Origin of the sequence: Bacillus cereus group sp. BceL062 (genome assembly GCF_051780025.1) — a bacterium.
GTDB lineage: Bacteria > Bacillota > Bacilli > Bacillales > Bacillaceae_G > Bacillus_A > Bacillus_A toyonensis.
Window position 1 is genome coordinate 12,679 of record NZ_JBPWGY010000002.1, and the last position, 15,295, is coordinate 27,973.

Here is a 15,295-nt window from a genome sequence, read left to right on the forward strand (position 1 = left end):
ATGGAAGTGAATAAAGCTTTAACAATTGCAGGATCTGATAGCGGCGGTGGTGCTGGTATTCAAGCGGATTTAAAAACATTCCAAGAGCTTAGTGTGTATGGGATGACGGTTATTACGGCAATTACTGCTCAAAATACGCTTGGCGTTCAAGGGGTATATCCTGTTCCATTAGAAGGTATTACGGAACAGCTGAATTCAATTGGTACGGATTTAACACCAGATGCAGTGAAACTAGGAATGTTATTTAGTAGTGAAATTATTCAAATTGTGGCAGAACAGATTAAGAAATTTGGTTGGAATAATATTGTGCTAGATCCTGTTATGATTGCAAAGGGCGGAGCATCATTATTACAGCAAGAAGCAGTTCAAGCATTAAAGGAATATTTATTACCAGTAGCAACAGTTATTACACCGAATGTTCCAGAAGCTGAAGTGTTAACTGGGATGGAGATTCATAATATAGAAGATAGTAAGAAAGCTGCGAAAGTATTGCACGAATTAGGTGCTAAATATGTGCTTATGAAGGGCGGACATGCGGAATATCAAGGTAATGAAGTAATTGATTTACTCTTTGATGGAGAAGAGTTTATTGAATTTAGAAGTGAACGAATTCCTTCGAAACAAACGCACGGAAGTGGCTGTACATTTGCTTCAGCAGTTACAGCTGGACTTGCGAAAGGATACTCAATGGACGAAGCAGTTCAAGAGGCAAAACGATTTATTAGTATAGCAATTGAAGAGCCATTGAATATTGGTAGTGGTCATGGACCGACGAATCATTTTGCGTATAAATTGAATAAAGCATAAGCATGAAGAATGAAAAGGCCAGTTTTACAACTGGCTTTTTTTGTTTACTTTTTCCAAATACAAGAGTAATATATCAGCCAGAATACATTTTTTGTAATACGCTGAGTCCAAAAATATGGAGCGGAGGAACCAATTTTGTGCATCGTCACTTGGGGTGAATCTTTCAGTTTTGAAAGTAGGGCTACTCTCAAAGCCCGAATCCGACAGCTAACTTCGTAAGCGTTTTGAGAGAGGACGGTGCCATGATGGATACATCACTTCATCGATCCGATTAGTATAGGGGAATATCAATCTACGTTTGAATTCTTTTATGCTAAGGAGGATGAGATACATGGAACTAACACTTATTTGTGTTGGAGAAAAAAACAAGGTAAAGAGTTTAAGAGAGCTAATAGCATTTCAGCATGAGTTAATTATTTTTACAGCCAATGAAGAGATAGCGGCTGAAGTTAGAGATTATGGGTTTGAATCAGCTTATAGCTGTAATAAGGAGAAGGATTTTACTAGTATTTGCACACGAATTAAGAAGGTGATTTTACTAGGGGATGAGCTTCCAACAGTTAGTTTCTTCACAGAACACATTCGCTTTTCTTTTCAAGCACCTATTACTGTTGTTACAAGGAATAAACGATATCCAGCGAGGCTCTATGAAACAATTGGAGCTAAGTTTGTCGTGTTTACAAATTGTGATAATATTTCTTTTTTATTTTTTGAATAGGGCAGGGGAAGAAATGATGAAGGTACTATTACTTGGAGATATAGCAAATCGTTGGGCAGTATCGGTAGAGCGAGTTCAAGAATTGGTTCAGATTGATCCCCTTTTTCCAGGGCCATATATTATATTACCATCAAAAGATGCTTTGTATTTAGAGATGGATATTACCGAGTATGAGCAGCTACATGCAGAATTGACACAAGTTTATATTCGCGGGAGAAATTTACGTGCATTTTTACGTGGTAAATAAATTCTGAATGAAAACGAGAGCGAATGTTAAGTGTGCCTAAGTGGGGTGCTTATATACATTCGCTCTTTTTTTATATATAAAAGGTCATTTCTATGAAAAAGAAAGAAAAGACAAGAAAACAGATGAAAAAATATTAATAATACGTAATGTAAGCGTTTAAATAGCATAATATTTTCTTATTTTAAGTAATTTACCTCTTTACAAGTGAAATATAGAGGAGTATATTTACTCTCATAAATCATTTATCAAATTTCCAAAAAAAACCTAAAATCGCTGAGTTCCAGAAATGGAGCGGGGGAACCAATTTTGTGCATCGTCACTTGGGGTGAATCTTTCAGTTTTGAAAGTAGGGCTACTCTTTAGGCCCGAATCCGACAGCTAACCTCGTAAGCGTTTAGAGAGGAGGTTTACTTTTTGTTGTTCATTTTTTGAACACTGAGTAGAGCTCAGTGTTCTTTTTTAATATTTTAATGGTAAATTTTAACATTTAAAGTGAGGGATTGTTATGTTAGATGTTGTGATGATCGGAATTTTTGTTGTATTAGTAGCATCGATGGCAAGTCTTGCAAGTTGGTCAGATAAAGTTGTGAAAGAAGGGAAGCAATCATGATGATTGCCTTATCGGTTATTGTTGCAGCGATTACAGTGTACTTAGTATACGCATTATTAAATCCAGAAAAGTTTTAATTAGGGGGAATCATTCATTATGATTTGGGTTTCAGTCATTATTACAATGCTCTTGTTTATTTTAGTAGCAAAGCCAACGGGGATTTATTTAGAGAAAGCCTTTCAAGGTAGCAAAATACTAGATAAAGTATTCGGGCCTTTTGAGAAACTTATTTTTAAAATTACGGGTGTAAAAGAATACAATCAAACGTGGAAACAGTACGCATTATCATTAGTTCTACTCAACGGATTTATGATTGTCGTTGTATATTTCATTTTTAGATTACAAGGTGTATTGCCATTAAATCCAGCGCATATTGAAGGGATGGAGCCTACGCTCGCTTTTAATACAGCGATTAGTTTTATGGCTGATACAAACTTACAACATTACAGCGGTGAAAATGGTTTATCTTATTTATCACAATTAATCGGGATTACATTTTTAATGTTTGCGGCACCAGCAACGACGTTAGCGCTCGTTATGGCTTTTATAAGAGGACTTGCTGGAAAAGAACTTGGTAACTTTTTCGTTGATTTTACGAGAGCGTTAACGAGGGTGTTTCTTCCTATCGCATTTATTGCAGCGTTAGTCTTTGTCGCACTTGGTGTACCACAAACGTTAGATGGGGCGGTTACAGCACAAACGATTGATGGAGCAAAACAAAGTATTTTACGAGGGCCTGTTGCATCATTCGTTTCTATTAAGGAACTTGGGAATAACGGCGGTGGATTTTTCGGGGCAAACTCTACACATCCTTTTGAAAATCCAGGACAAATGAGTAATATTTTGCAAATGATGCTTATGATGTTATTACCAACAGCACTTCCATTTACGTACGGACGAATGGTAGGAAATAAAAAACAAGGGCGTATCCTTTTCGTTTCACTATTCATGGTGTTTTTACTAGGATTTATAACGATTACGACATCTGAACTAAACGGGAATCCGGCATTAAATGGAATGGGTATCGAACATGTACAAGGAAGTACAGAAGGGAAAGAAGTACGATTTGGAACAGTATTTTCTTCACTATACGCAACAGTAACGACAGCTGCTGAAACAGGGGCCGTTAATACGATGCATGATACGTTAACGCCAATTGGCGGTTTAGTTCCACTCGTAAATATGATGTTGAATACAGTATACGGCGGTGTTGGAGCGGGCTTTATTAATATTATTATGTATGCAATTATTGCAGTTTTTATATCTGGATTAATGGTCGGAAGAACACCAGAGTTTTTAGGTAAAAAGATTGAAGGTAAGGAAATGAAATTAATTGCAGTAACGATTCTATTTCATCCATTACTTATCTTAGGATTTTCTGCATTAGCTCTTTCAACAAGTTTAGGAACGGATGCGATTTCTCATTCCGGTTTTCACGGTTTAACGCAAGTTGTATATGAATACACATCGTCAGCTGCGAATAATGGATCTGGATTTGAAGGATTAGCAGATAATACACCGTTTTGGAATATTACGACTGGTTTAGTTATGTTTTTAGGACGCTATTTCAGTTTAATTACGATGCTAGCTGTAGCAGCTTCATTGAAAGAGAAGACGGTAGTACCAGAAACAGTCGGAACGTTCCGTACGGATAATGGTTTATTTGGAGGAATCTTTATTGGAACGATTGTAATTGTTGGTGCATTAACATTTTTCCCGATGTTAGTACTTGGCCCAATTGCAGAATTTCTTACATTGAAGTAATGGAGGGTAAATAATGAGACCGGTAGTAGTAAAAGAAAAACAATTGAACGATTCACAAATACATGCTGTAGAAGATGAAGTTAGACAAGCGAAAACGTTGGATCGTGATATCGTGACGCATGCGATGAAACAATCCTTTGCGAAATTGAATCCGAAAGTAATGATAAAGAATCCGATTATGTTTATTGTGGAAATTGGGTTTATCATTACGTTCATTTTATCTTTTCTCCCAAGCAGTTCTAGTAGTGTACCAGGATGGTTTAATATAACAGTTTCTCTCATTCTATTATTTACAGTTTTATTTGCTAACTTTGCAGAAGCGTTAGCTGAAGGCCGTGGTAAAGCGCAAGCCGATTCTTTAAAACAATCGAAGAAAGATGTGTTTGCAAATGTCGTAAAAGAAAATGGAGACATTGTTCAAGTTTCAGCAACTGATCTGAGAAAAGGTGACGTTGTTATCGTAAAACAAGGGGAAATGATTCCAAATGATGGTGAAGTAATAAAAGGGTTAGCGTCTGTCGATGAATCTGCAATAACAGGAGAATCAGCCCCTGTTATAAAGGAAGCGGGTGGCGATTTTTGTTCCGTAACAGGTGGAACGATGGTGGTAAGTGATGAAATTACAATTGTTATTACAAGTAATCCTGGAGAATCATTTATTGATAAAATGATTTCATTAGTAGAAGGGGCTGCTCGTCAAAAAACGCCGAATGAGATTGCTTTAAATACAGTATTAACGAGTTTAACGCTTATTTTCTTAATCGTTGTTGTGACGTTGCCAATTTTCACGAATTATTTAGGGTTTCAAATTGATACAGCTGTACTTGTAGCATTGTTAGTTTGTTTAATTCCAACGACAATTGGTGGGTTATTATCGGCAATTGGTATAGCTGGGATGGACCGCGTGACAAAGTTTAACGTGTTAGCAATGTCAGGGAAAGCAGTAGAAGCTGCGGGCGATATTAATACAATTATTTTAGATAAAACAGGTACGATTACTTTCGGGAACCGAATGGCACATACACTGCTTCCAGTAGGAAATGAAACGATTGAGCAAGTTGGAAAGTGGGCTGCTATTAGTTCTGTTTTAGATGAAACACCAGAAGGCCGATCTGTTATAGAATATGTGCAAACGAAATCTATATCATATAATCGAGAACTTGCAGAACAAGGGGAGTTCGTTCCGTTTAAAGCAGAAACAAGAATGAGTGGTGTCGATTTACAGGACGGAACGAAAGTGAGAAAAGGTGCTGTAGGTAGCGTGATTGAATGGGTTCGATCACAAGGTGGAAAGATTCCAAAAGATGTGAATCAAAAAGCAGATTTCATTTCAAAAGAGGGTGGAACACCACTTGTAGTGGCAGTAGATGATCGTATTTACGGTTTAATTTATTTAAAGGATACGGTAAAACCTGGTATGCGTGAGCGTTTTGAACAATTACGTCAGATGGGGATTAAAACGGTTATGTGTACAGGGGATAACCCATTAACAGCAGCAACAATTGCAAAAGAAGCAGGTGTAGATGAATTCGTTGCCGAGTGTAAACCAGAAGATAAAATTGCAGTTATTAAAGCAGAGCAAGATAAAGGGAAGCTTGTAGCGATGACAGGTGATGGTACAAATGATGCGCCGGCGTTAGCGCAAGCCGACGTTGGATTAGCGATGAATAGCGGTACGACAGCTGCAAAAGAAGCAGCAAATATGATTGATTTAGACTCGAATCCAACGAAAATTATTGAGGTTGTAGGAATTGGTAAGCAATTGTTAATGACGCGCGGGGCGTTAACAACGTTTAGTATTGCGAATGATATAGCAAAATATTTTGCAATTATTCCAGCGATGTTCACACTTGCGATTCCGCAAATGGAAGCATTGAACATTATGAAATTAACGTCACCACTGTCAGCAATTTTATCAGCATTAATATTTAACGCTGTTATTATTCCATTACTTATTCCATTAGCGATGAAAGGAATCGCATATAAACCGATGAGCTCTAATGCATTGCTTAGCAGAAACTTACTCATTTACGGGCTTGGCGGGGTTATCGTTCCGTTCATTGGAATTAAGGTAATTGATATGATTGTCGGCTTGTTCATATAAGGAAGAGGGGAAAAAGATGGCGAAGAAACAAAGTATACTATCACCAATTATTCGTATTACTTTTACATTTTTAGTTTTGTGCGGCCTCGTATACCCGCTTATTGTAACTGGTATTGCACAAGCGGTAATGAAGGATAATGCGGATGGAAGTCTTATATATAATGATAAGGATGAAATAGTTGGTTCGAAGTTAATCGGTCAAAATTTCACAGATCCACGTTATTTTCATGGACGTGTCTCTAGTATAGAATATAAAGCAGAAGCATCTGGTTCAAATAACTATGCACCGTCTAATCCAGATTTAGAGAAACGAGTAGAGAAAAGTATGGAAGACTGGAAGAAACAAAATCCAACCGTTCCAGTTACAGAAGTACCGATAGACTTAGTGACGAATTCAGGTTCAGGGCTTGATCCTGACATTAGTCCAAAGGCAGCGTCTGTGCAGGTAGATCGCATCTCTAAATTAACGAATATTCCGAAAGAAAAGTTAAATCAATTGATTAAGGAACAAACAGAAGGTGCTGCCCTCGGTTTATTTGGAGAAGATCGCGTAAACGTCTTAAAGTTAAACTTAGAATTACAGAAATTAATGAAATAGTAACAGTACTACCTCAATCTAACGGATTGAGGTAGTGTTGTTTCGCAAGAAGGGTTGTGAGTGTTTTGTATGCGGATGATTATAAACCGACGTTTCAAAGGCGAACGCCAGAGGAATATTTAGAATACATTCGTCAACAAAATCGTGGAAAATTAAAGCTATACGTAGGGGCTGCCCCAGGCGTAGGGAAAAGTTATAAAATGCTTTTTGATGCACGAGAGATGAAAAAAGACGGCATTGATATTGTAATTGGTTTAATTGAAACACATGGTAGAAAAGAGACGGAAGAAGCAATTGCTGATTTAGAAAAAGTTCCTTTAAAAGAAATAGAGTATAAAGGAAAAGTATTTTATGAACTTGATGTAGAAGGAATTATAAAGCGTGGCCCGCAAGTAGTTGTAGTGGATGAACTTGCACATAGTAACATTCCTGGGTCTAAAAATAAGAAGCGTTACATGGATGTGCAAGAATTGTTAGATGCCGGTATATCTGTATTATCTGCGTTTAATATTCAACATTTAGAAAGCGTTCATGACATTGTAGCTCAAATTACGAATGTAAAAGTACGGGAACGTATTCCAGATTTTATTTTACAAAAAGCAAATGAAATTCAGCTCGTTGATGCAACGCCTGAGGTATTAAGGAAGAGATTAATAGATGGAAAGATATATAAGGAAGAAAAAATTCAGCAGAGCTTACAAAATTTCTTTACGCTTAATAATCTAGGGGCACTTAGGGAATTATCACTTCGAGAAGTTGCTGATGATATGGACGAGAAAATTAGCCAAACAGTAATAGAACCAATTGGCGTAAAAGAAAAAATTCTCGTTTGTGTACAATACAGTTCAACAGCGGAGAAATTAATAAGACGGGGATGGCGCATGGCTGATCGGTTAAATGCTGAATTGTACGTATTAAACGTTGAGAGGGAAAATATAGATTCTATTTCAGCTGGAAAAAAGCAGACGATTGAAGAGTGGAAATCGTTAACCAATCAATTTGATGCGAGTTTTGTATTAGAAGAGGCGAAAGGGAGAAAACCAGCGGATGTTATTATTGAAGTCGCAAAAAGATTACAAGTGACGCAAATTTTACTTGGACAATCTGCAAGAACAAGGTGGGAAGAAATACGAAAAGGTTCTATTGTAAATGAAATTATGAGACAAACAAAGTATATTGATATTCATATTGTTGCGGATCAAAGAGCTTAAATAGAGCCCACCTTTCGGGGGCTCTATTTTGCCTTTTGTGCGGTAGAGAAACGTAACATTTTTATTGCGTATAAAACTATAAGTAGAAATGTAACTGCTCCTATAAAGAAAATCCAAAAGTAATTTTGATTAAATAAAAGAAACCCACCTACAATAGGTCCTGTACCCATGCCAAAATAGCGAATGAAGTTGTACATACCGATAGCTGTTGCGCGTTCTTGTACGAATTCTTCCGTTAATAAAGTAGTGTGAGTTGGCATAGAAAGTCCCATGCTAAAACCGTATAAAGAGGTAACGATAATGACGGTTGGGATATTGTTGCTATATGCTAAAGAGAATAAAGTGATACATATAATATTGAAGAAACTAGTGATGAATAAAGCTTGCTTTGTTGTGAACTGTTTTTGCAAAAATTTGTAGCAATAACTTCCTAACATAATAGAAAGGGACATTGGTACAAACATAAGACCAATTTCACTTGCGTGTAGATGATATATATTTGTTAATATGCTAGGCAAAAAAAACAGGAAACAGAAATACATACAAAATTGAATAAAGCCAATAAGTGTAATAGAAAATCCAGTTTTATTTTTTAAGATAAGCCAGTAATTCTTTTTTACTTTAGGTTGTTTAATTATATTTGGTTTTGTTTCTGGAAGTAGTGAAATGTTTATAATTAATAAGATGATGCCAATTGTAGATAAAAACAGAAATACAGATAAGTGGCCGTGTATACTGCCGAGATAACCACCTATAAGAGGGCCGATCGCAGGTGCGAGAGCAAGTAACATTTGATAAAGGCTCATCGCTTCTCCGCGTTCTTTTCCTTCAAATAAATCACCGATAATCGTTGCTGCAACTACAGGTATAGCCGCTATTCCTATAGCTTGAACAGCTCTAAAAAATAGAAATAAGTAAATGTTTGGTGAGAAAGCACAACCAATTGAGCCGATTGTACTAATAATTAAACTAGGGATAAGGACAGATTTTCTTCCTTTTGTATCAATTAAAGGTCCGTATATGAGCTGCATAATCGCAAGAATGAATGTGAAAAGTGAAACGGTTAAACTTACAAGATAAAGAGAAGTATGAAACGAATTTTGAATCATCGGTAAGATCGGTGTGTAAATATTTTGAGCGAAGGAACTGAGTAAGGCACTCATACAGACAACATATAAAATGAAATTCAGTTTGGTTTTTTCCATAATGCTAACCTCCTTATTTTTAGTTTCCTAGGAAACTAAATTTATTTTAACATGATTTTCTCACTTGTAAAGATGGAGAAATGATTTTAAAATGGTATATAGTTAAATTGTTTCTTTGGAAACTTAGGAGGCGAATGGATTGGAACGTACAGCGAAACAAATGGAAATAATTTCGGATATTCGTACACTTTTTCATAAAAAAGAAGAGCATTTGAAAGAAAATAATGAGAAGTTTCTTCGTGAAACAGGTGTAAGTGGTATGTCTTTATCTGAGTTACATGTTATCGAGTGTATCGGACAAAATGGTCTCATGAATGTAACGGCTATTACGACAGAAATGGGAATGACGAAGGGCGCGATCTCTAAAATTTGTACAAAGTTATTTCAAAAGCAGTTCGTTGAGAAGATGCAAATGTTAGATAATCAAAAAGAAATTTTCTTCCGCTTAACGGAAAGAGGAAATGAAATATATAAAGCTCATGAAAAGTTGCATAAACAAGCGGAAGAAAAGTGGCTGTTACTTTTAGATGGATATACGAAAGAAGAGCAAGATTTTATTCAAAGGTTTATAAAGGATGTCTCTGATCATTTGGAAATATAATTGGAAGAAAAAATACTTTTTTCTCAAGCCTTTTGAATATAATTTCTGAAAGAACTCATATATAATAGAAAAAGATACTTAACATAGTGAATAATTAAAGAGTCAATATATATAGAGGAGAGAGTAACATGCTTGAAAATACGGGGTTAGTATTAGAAGGCGGCGGTATGCGTGGTGTATATACGGGCGGGATATTAGAATATTTTATGGAACAAGATTTATATTTTCCATATGTGATTGGTGTCTCGGCTGGTGCTTGTCATGCAGCGTCGTATCTTTCCAGACAAAGAAATAGAAATAAAACAGTCAATATTGATTATGCATCACATCCACAATATTTATCGTATAAAAACTTGTGGAAAAAACGTCAACTATTCGATATGGATTTCATTTTTCATGAAATTCCAGAAAAGCATGTGCCGTTTGATTTTGAAACATACTTCAATAGTCCAGAGCGTTTCCTTGTAGGGACAACAGATTGTGAAACAGGACAATCTATTTACTTTGAAAAAGAGGGAACGAATGATGATGCGCTAAATTTATTACAAGCATCTAGTTCATTACCTTTTATTGCACCAGTAGTAAATTACCGTGGTAAGCAATTGTTAGATGGCGGGATTTCTGATCCGATTCCAGTTCGTAAAGCGCAAGAAGACGGATTTAAAAAATCAGTCGTTATTTTAACGAGAAATCATGGTTACGCAAAGAAAAAATCAAAATTTGGTTGGGTTGCTGCGAAAGCTTATAAAAAATATCCGAACCTTGTTAACACGATGCTGAATCGTTATGAGGTGTATAACGAAACGCTGCACTACATTGAAAAAGAAGAGCAAGCGGGTAATTTATTTGTGATCCGCCCAGAAGTGCCGCTTCAAGTAGATCGTATGGAAAAAGATACAGCAAAACTACAAAATTTATACGAGCAAGGCTATGAGGATGCAAAGAGACAATTTGCAGATTTACAGGCGTTTTTGCAAAAATAAATATTAGGCTGCGGAGAAGAATTTCTCCGCAGTCTTTTTTATTATTGATTGCAATACCGAATGTTGGTTATACACATTTTGGGGAATATGGAAAAACGTGTAGAGAGGTGATACATATGGAAAATGTATATAAGGGGCTTAGACATACTGGATTTACTATGTTGCTTATTTTTGGTAGTGTATTTTTACTTCGTTTGGTTATTCATGATGAAATATTACTGGATCAGCTTATTGGTTTTAGTGTAGGGATAGTAATGATTATTTCATCAATTTTCATTCAAAAGTACAGTAAAGAATTACAGGTAAATGAAAAATATTAAAGGATTCTAACCTCTTTTAAGTAGTTTGGTCGTAGAGGAGGCTTTCATATGATTTTTTTATTTGCGGTATATTTTGTTTTTATTATGACATTGTTAATGACGTCTTTCCTTTCTAAAAGATCATATGAGAAGCCGTTTATTAAATATATACCAGCGTTCATATTGTTTATTTTGGCTTTCATTTCTTCTATTACGTTTGTATTTAATAACGGCATGGGAGAATGATGATAGCGATGTTTTTAGGAGTTACAGCAATAGCAAACTTGCTCTTACTGCTTGCGCTAAAAGTAGTTCGTGTGATTGTTGCAAAAGGAAAGTAGCGCATCGGAATTCGATGCGCTACTTTTTTATCCCGCTATTTGCCGGGCAGTAAGACCCCCACCTCAAAATTCGGCGAAAGCAAAGAAGTTAGGTGGGGGACCAACTGCCCGTAAATGCCCGATTGGTGAAGCCTAATAATAAGTGGGGGGAAGAAAACCCCCACTTATTAAAGTTTCACTTTATTTACGTTTCTTTTTAATAAATGAAAAGGCTAAAGCAGCAATTAAAATACTGCCTTTAATGATATCTTGTGCATAATAAGGAACGTTCATCATTGTAAGGCCGTTTAATATGATCCCGATTAATACGGAACCAAGAAATGTTCCGATGACATTTGGTTTCTTAGCACCGAACATTGCATAACCGATATAGGCAGCGGCAACTGCATCCATTAATAATGGGGCGCCAGCTGAAACTTGTCCTGTGCCAACGCGGCTACATAGAATAATTCCGCCAATAGAGGCAAGTAAACCGCTAATCATATAAGCATATACACGGTAACGATCAGTAGGAATACCAGCTAGTCTAGCAGCTTCTCGATTCCCACCTGTCATATAAAAGAAACGACCGTACGTTGTTTTTTCTAAAAATACATATGCAATCAAAACGACAATAAGCATGATAATGACAGGGACTGGAATTCCTAAGACAGAACCTTGACCGATAAATAAAAAGGATGGAATAAAATGTCCTTTGGCACCAGACATTCCTTCATAAATAGAAGATCCTTTTGAAAATGTTAAGTGTAGTCCATTCACGATATACATAATACTTAATGTAGCTAGTAAATCTGGTAGTTTAATTCGGATAACGAGTAGTGCATTTAATAATCCAACTAATAGCCCACAAAGAATAGGAACAAGGAGTGTGACTAATAGTTCTTGTCGATATAAAACGAGACAGGAAGCAGCTGCAATGGTTGCTAAACTAGCGGTAGAGCCGACTGATAAATCAAACCCATCTACAATTAATGTAAAGGTAACACCAATTGCAAGTAACGTTACGATAGAAATGGAGCGTAAAATATCACTAATATTGTTGTACGTTAAAAAAGAATCGTTGACGATAGAGAAGAAAATTGTAACACCTATAATGATAGCAATCGTACTAAATTGATAAAAAAGATGAGTAGGTAAATATAGTTTCTTAGTTTTTGTTTTATGAACGAGATTCAATGGAATAACTCCCTTCAGATAAATGTAAAAGCTGTTCAGGAGATAGTTCGTTTGGTAAGTATTCACCTACAAATTCTCCGTTTGCCAGTATAAGAATGCGATCAGCGATATGTAGTGCTTCATCTTGTTCTCCTGTGAAGTAAATTACGGAACTCCCGTTTTCAGTAATGTTACGAATGAATTGAAAAATGTCTTGTTTTGCAGCTATGTCTACACCTTTAGTTGGCTCGTCTAAAAGAAAGAGATTCGGTTTGAATCCATGCCACTTTGCAATCGAGACTTTTTGTTGATTTCCACCGCTAAGTGAATGAATAAAGGCTTTTGGGTCATTCGGTGAAATGCTGAAAGAAGAAATTGCCGCAGTAGCATTATTTAATTCGGTTTGTTTTCGTCTCCAACCTGATTGGTGTAAATTCGTGTGGCTTATAATATCTTCCGAAAGAAATACGCCTTGTTTTCTTCTTTCTTCTGGTACAAGTGCGATTTTCGCTTTAATCGCATCTCGCGGTGTTTTAATCGTTATATTTTGACCGTTTATTTCTGCGTGATAAGTATGATGAGCACCAAATAACGTTTCAGCAAGTGTTGTTTTGCCACTGCCAATTAATCCGTATATCACAACAGTTTCACCTTTCCGTACGGTGAGAGAAAGGGGAGAATGGTTTTTGTGTAATGGAAGTTCTTGTACTTTAAAGAATTCTTCGTTCCCTCGTTTTGGTGCTGCATTAATAGGAAGTGTAAGTTGTTTTCCAGTCATCGATGCTACAATTTGTTGATCTGTAACCTTTGTAATCGCATCAGAAAGTGCGACTTTACCATTATGTAATACAGTTACATCATCCGCGAAATTTCGAATCTCTGATAAACGATGAGAAATTAAGATGATGCCAATTCCTTTTGATGTTAAATCTTTTAATAGTTGCCCGAAGGTTTCAATTTCTTTCGGTCCAAGAGAAGAAGTAGGCTCATCTAATAAAAGATAATTTGTATTGTTGGATAAAGCTCTTGCGATAAGAAGTAATTGTTTTTCATGTAATGAGCAGTTTGAAACATCTTCAAAAATATTTAAATCAGCCTGTACAGTTTGCAAATGTTGTTTAGCGAGTGCGACTAATTTTGACTTTGAAAATAGTACCTTATTTTGCATTGCTAAATGATCGATAAGTACATTTTCTAATACAGATAATCCCGGAATAAGTCCGTGGTCTACTTCTTGTGTTACGAAAGAAATACCGTGCTTTTTTGCATCGCGTGGCGAAGGAAAGGAAACAGACTGATTATCAATTTTTATATCGCCAGCAACTGGTTGAATTTCACCAGTTGCTATTTTCAGTAGAGTACTTTTCCCAGCACCGTTCATTCCTAGTAGGGCATGAACTTTTCCTTTTTGAATATGGATAGAAACATCTTCTAGAACAGGTGTAGCGGCATGATAAGAATGTGTAATGTTTTGAAGAGAGAATGTCATCATTTTTTCTCCTTCTCTAATTTTTTCATCCAAGGAGAATACGCATCTTTCGAGTCTCCCCAACCGTTTATATGTTTTGATAATTGATCCATTGTTATATTTTCTTTTGGTAAACTATTTTTCTTTACTAAATAAGGTTCTAGTGAATAAATATCTGGCGTTTGTTCACCGGCAATTTTTTTGTATAAGAATCGTACTTGAACTTTCCCTACTTCAGCTGGATCCGTTGCAGCCGTAGCAGACCAAGGTGAGTTTTCTTTTTGCATAAGTTGTAAATCTTCATTACTTAAGTCAATACTGTATACTTTTATATCTGTACGACCAGCTTGTTCAAGTGCTTTAACAGCTCCTTTAGCAAACTCATCCCACGAAGCGAAAATGGCTTGTAAATCTCCTTCTTTCGGATATTTTTTTAGTAAAGCTTCTACTTGTGTTTGTGTATCAAGCGGTGTGTTATTACTAGCAGTACCGAATCGCGCAACTTCTTTTATATTTGGATACCGTTTATAAAAAGCATCAATGATAACGTTACGACGTTCCATTGGAGCAAATCCGCCAACCCATACGACTGCGATATTTCCTTGTCCATTCAAATCTTCTGCTAACGTTTTTAATGATTTCCATGCAAGACTATAGTCATCTTGATCAATAATCGTTACACCTGGTAAGCGTAGATCGTTATCAAACGCGACTACGGGAATGTTCGCCTGTAACGCTTTTTCTACCCCAGGTTTTAATGCTTCAGATCGGCCATGATCAATTAAAATACCATCCACTTTTGAATTAATAGCAGTATCTAAATTTGCAGCCATTTTTGCTAAATCGTTATCAGAATTGTAGACTTGTACACTACCGCCAAATAGCTCGACTTGTTTTTTGACGCCCTCAATATATTGAGAGGAAAAAGTTCCGATAGACATTTGCATAATTAATGCGATTTTTAATGGCTTTTTTATTTGCTTTGGAATTTCTGTTTGTAAATGATTTTCAACTGTTGTAGTTCCTTTTTTCACCGTTTGTTGCTTTTGTGAAGAGATAGCATCTTGTTCATTTGTACAAGCCGTCAATGTAAGTAATAGAAAAATAAGTACGATGGAACACAATTTTTTCATAAAAAAATCCCTCCTAAACTAAGAAGAGAGGGGAGGGAGTGAAAATAAAAA

General features: G+C 36.1%; 16 protein-coding genes, 1 pseudogene and 2 riboswitches. Of the genes and pseudogenes, 13 read left to right on the plus strand and 4 right to left on the minus strand.

Annotated elements, in window-relative coordinates:
• The 9 genes from thiD (at position 1) to kdpDN (ending at position 8,059) form a co-directional block, all read left to right on the plus strand.
• Positions 1 to 807 carry a bifunctional hydroxymethylpyrimidine kinase/phosphomethylpyrimidine kinase gene (gene thiD, locus ACS2MN_RS05200; RefSeq protein ID WP_000453552.1) on the plus strand — a complete coding sequence of 269 codons (807 nt, stop codon included), beginning with the start codon at positions 1 to 3 and terminating at the stop codon, positions 805 to 807.
• Between the two features lie 89 nt (positions 808 to 896).
• A riboswitch (cyclic di-AMP (ydaO/yuaA leader) is annotated at positions 897 to 1,045 on the plus strand.
• A gap of 93 nt (positions 1,046 to 1,138) precedes the next feature.
• The gene (locus tag ACS2MN_RS05205) at positions 1,139 to 1,525 is read left to right on the plus strand and encodes a hypothetical protein (protein WP_142345000.1); all 387 of its coding nucleotides are present in this window, start codon (positions 1,139 to 1,141) and stop codon (positions 1,523 to 1,525) included.
• 13 nt (positions 1,526 to 1,538) lie between these two features.
• Positions 1,539 to 1,772 carry a hypothetical protein gene (locus ACS2MN_RS05210; RefSeq protein WP_015000156.1) on the plus strand — a complete coding sequence of 78 codons (234 nt, stop codon included), beginning with the start codon at positions 1,539 to 1,541 and terminating at the stop codon, positions 1,770 to 1,772.
• A gap of 261 nt (positions 1,773 to 2,033) precedes the next feature.
• A riboswitch (cyclic di-AMP (ydaO/yuaA leader) is annotated at positions 2,034 to 2,179 on the plus strand.
• Positions 2,180 to 2,277: 98 nt separating this feature from the next.
• The gene (locus tag ACS2MN_RS05215) at positions 2,278 to 2,382 is read left to right on the plus strand and encodes a SipW-dependent-type signal peptide-containing protein (protein ID WP_000887889.1); all 105 of its coding nucleotides are present in this window, start codon (positions 2,278 to 2,280) and stop codon (positions 2,380 to 2,382) included.
• Positions 2,379 to 2,459 (plus strand): K(+)-transporting ATPase subunit F, encoded by an 81-nt coding sequence (gene kdpF, locus ACS2MN_RS05220; protein ID WP_000972378.1) that lies wholly within the window; start codon positions 2,379 to 2,381, stop codon positions 2,457 to 2,459. Before ACS2MN_RS05215 ends, kdpF begins: the two co-directional genes overlap by 4 nt.
• 19 nt (positions 2,460 to 2,478) lie before the next feature.
• Positions 2,479 to 4,146 carry a potassium-transporting ATPase subunit KdpA gene (kdpA, locus tag ACS2MN_RS05225; protein WP_087950896.1) on the plus strand — a complete coding sequence of 556 codons (1,668 nt, stop codon included), beginning with the start codon at positions 2,479 to 2,481 and terminating at the stop codon, positions 4,144 to 4,146.
• 13 nt (positions 4,147 to 4,159) lie between these two features.
• Positions 4,160 to 6,250 carry a potassium-transporting ATPase subunit KdpB gene (gene kdpB / locus ACS2MN_RS05230; RefSeq protein ID WP_001247984.1) on the plus strand — a complete coding sequence of 697 codons (2,091 nt, stop codon included), beginning with the start codon at positions 4,160 to 4,162 and terminating at the stop codon, positions 6,248 to 6,250.
• A 16-nt stretch (positions 6,251 to 6,266) separates the two neighbouring features.
• Positions 6,267 to 6,848, plus strand: coding sequence for a K(+)-transporting ATPase subunit C (gene kdpC / locus ACS2MN_RS05235; RefSeq protein WP_001085547.1), 582 nt, complete (start codon positions 6,267 to 6,269; stop codon positions 6,846 to 6,848).
• Between the two features lie 56 nt (positions 6,849 to 6,904).
• Positions 6,905 to 8,059 (plus strand): KdpD-like non-kinase potassium sensor, encoded by a 1,155-nt coding sequence (gene kdpDN / locus ACS2MN_RS05240; protein WP_015000159.1) that lies wholly within the window; start codon positions 6,905 to 6,907, stop codon positions 8,057 to 8,059.
• Between the two features lie 23 nt (positions 8,060 to 8,082).
• Here the strand turns inward: kdpDN and ACS2MN_RS05245 are convergent, their stop codons facing one another.
• Positions 8,083 to 9,264, minus strand: coding sequence for an MFS transporter (locus ACS2MN_RS05245; protein ID WP_088054703.1), 1,182 nt, complete (start codon positions 9,262 to 9,264; stop codon positions 8,083 to 8,085).
• A 139-nt stretch (positions 9,265 to 9,403) separates the two neighbouring features.
• Between ACS2MN_RS05245 and ACS2MN_RS05250 the strand changes: the two genes are divergently transcribed.
• The 4 genes and pseudogenes from ACS2MN_RS05250 to ACS2MN_RS05265 all read left to right on the plus strand — a co-directional run bounded on the left by ACS2MN_RS05250 (position 9,404) and on the right by ACS2MN_RS05265 (position 11,488).
• A complete protein-coding gene (locus ACS2MN_RS05250) occupies positions 9,404 to 9,865 on the plus strand; it encodes a MarR family transcriptional regulator (RefSeq protein WP_000442447.1) in 462 nt (153 codons plus the stop codon).
• 128 nt (positions 9,866 to 9,993) lie between these two features.
• Positions 9,994 to 10,848, plus strand: coding sequence for a patatin-like phospholipase family protein (locus ACS2MN_RS05255; protein ID WP_000892697.1), 855 nt, complete (start codon positions 9,994 to 9,996; stop codon positions 10,846 to 10,848).
• Positions 10,849 to 10,964: 116 nt separating this feature from the next.
• Complete coding sequence (locus ACS2MN_RS05260; protein ID WP_000432822.1) at positions 10,965 to 11,168, plus strand: hypothetical protein; 204 nt, start codon at positions 10,965 to 10,967, stop codon at positions 11,166 to 11,168.
• 48 nt (positions 11,169 to 11,216) lie between these two features.
• A pseudogene (locus tag ACS2MN_RS05265) lies at positions 11,217 to 11,488 on the plus strand (sugar ABC transporter ATPase).
• 180 nt (positions 11,489 to 11,668) lie between these two features.
• Here the strand turns inward: ACS2MN_RS05265 and ACS2MN_RS05270 are convergent.
• Genes ACS2MN_RS05270 through ACS2MN_RS05280 form a run of 3 tightly spaced genes read right to left on the minus strand, consistent with a single transcriptional unit; the run spans position 11,669 to position 15,244 of the window.
• On the minus strand, positions 11,669 to 12,664 hold the full coding sequence (locus ACS2MN_RS05270; protein ID WP_001054978.1) for an ABC transporter permease: 996 nt from the start codon (positions 12,662 to 12,664) through the stop codon (positions 11,669 to 11,671).
• Entirely contained in the window at positions 12,648 to 14,135 is a 1,488-nt protein-coding gene (locus ACS2MN_RS05275; protein WP_015000160.1) for a sugar ABC transporter ATP-binding protein, read from the minus strand. Before ACS2MN_RS05275 ends, ACS2MN_RS05270 begins: the two co-directional genes overlap by 17 nt.
• Positions 14,132 to 15,244 (minus strand): sugar ABC transporter substrate-binding protein, encoded by a 1,113-nt coding sequence (locus tag ACS2MN_RS05280; RefSeq protein ID WP_000732070.1) that lies wholly within the window; start codon positions 15,242 to 15,244, stop codon positions 14,132 to 14,134. The genes ACS2MN_RS05275 and ACS2MN_RS05280 overlap by 4 nt, the downstream gene beginning before the upstream one ends.
• Positions 15,245 to 15,295 lie beyond the last annotated feature (51 nt).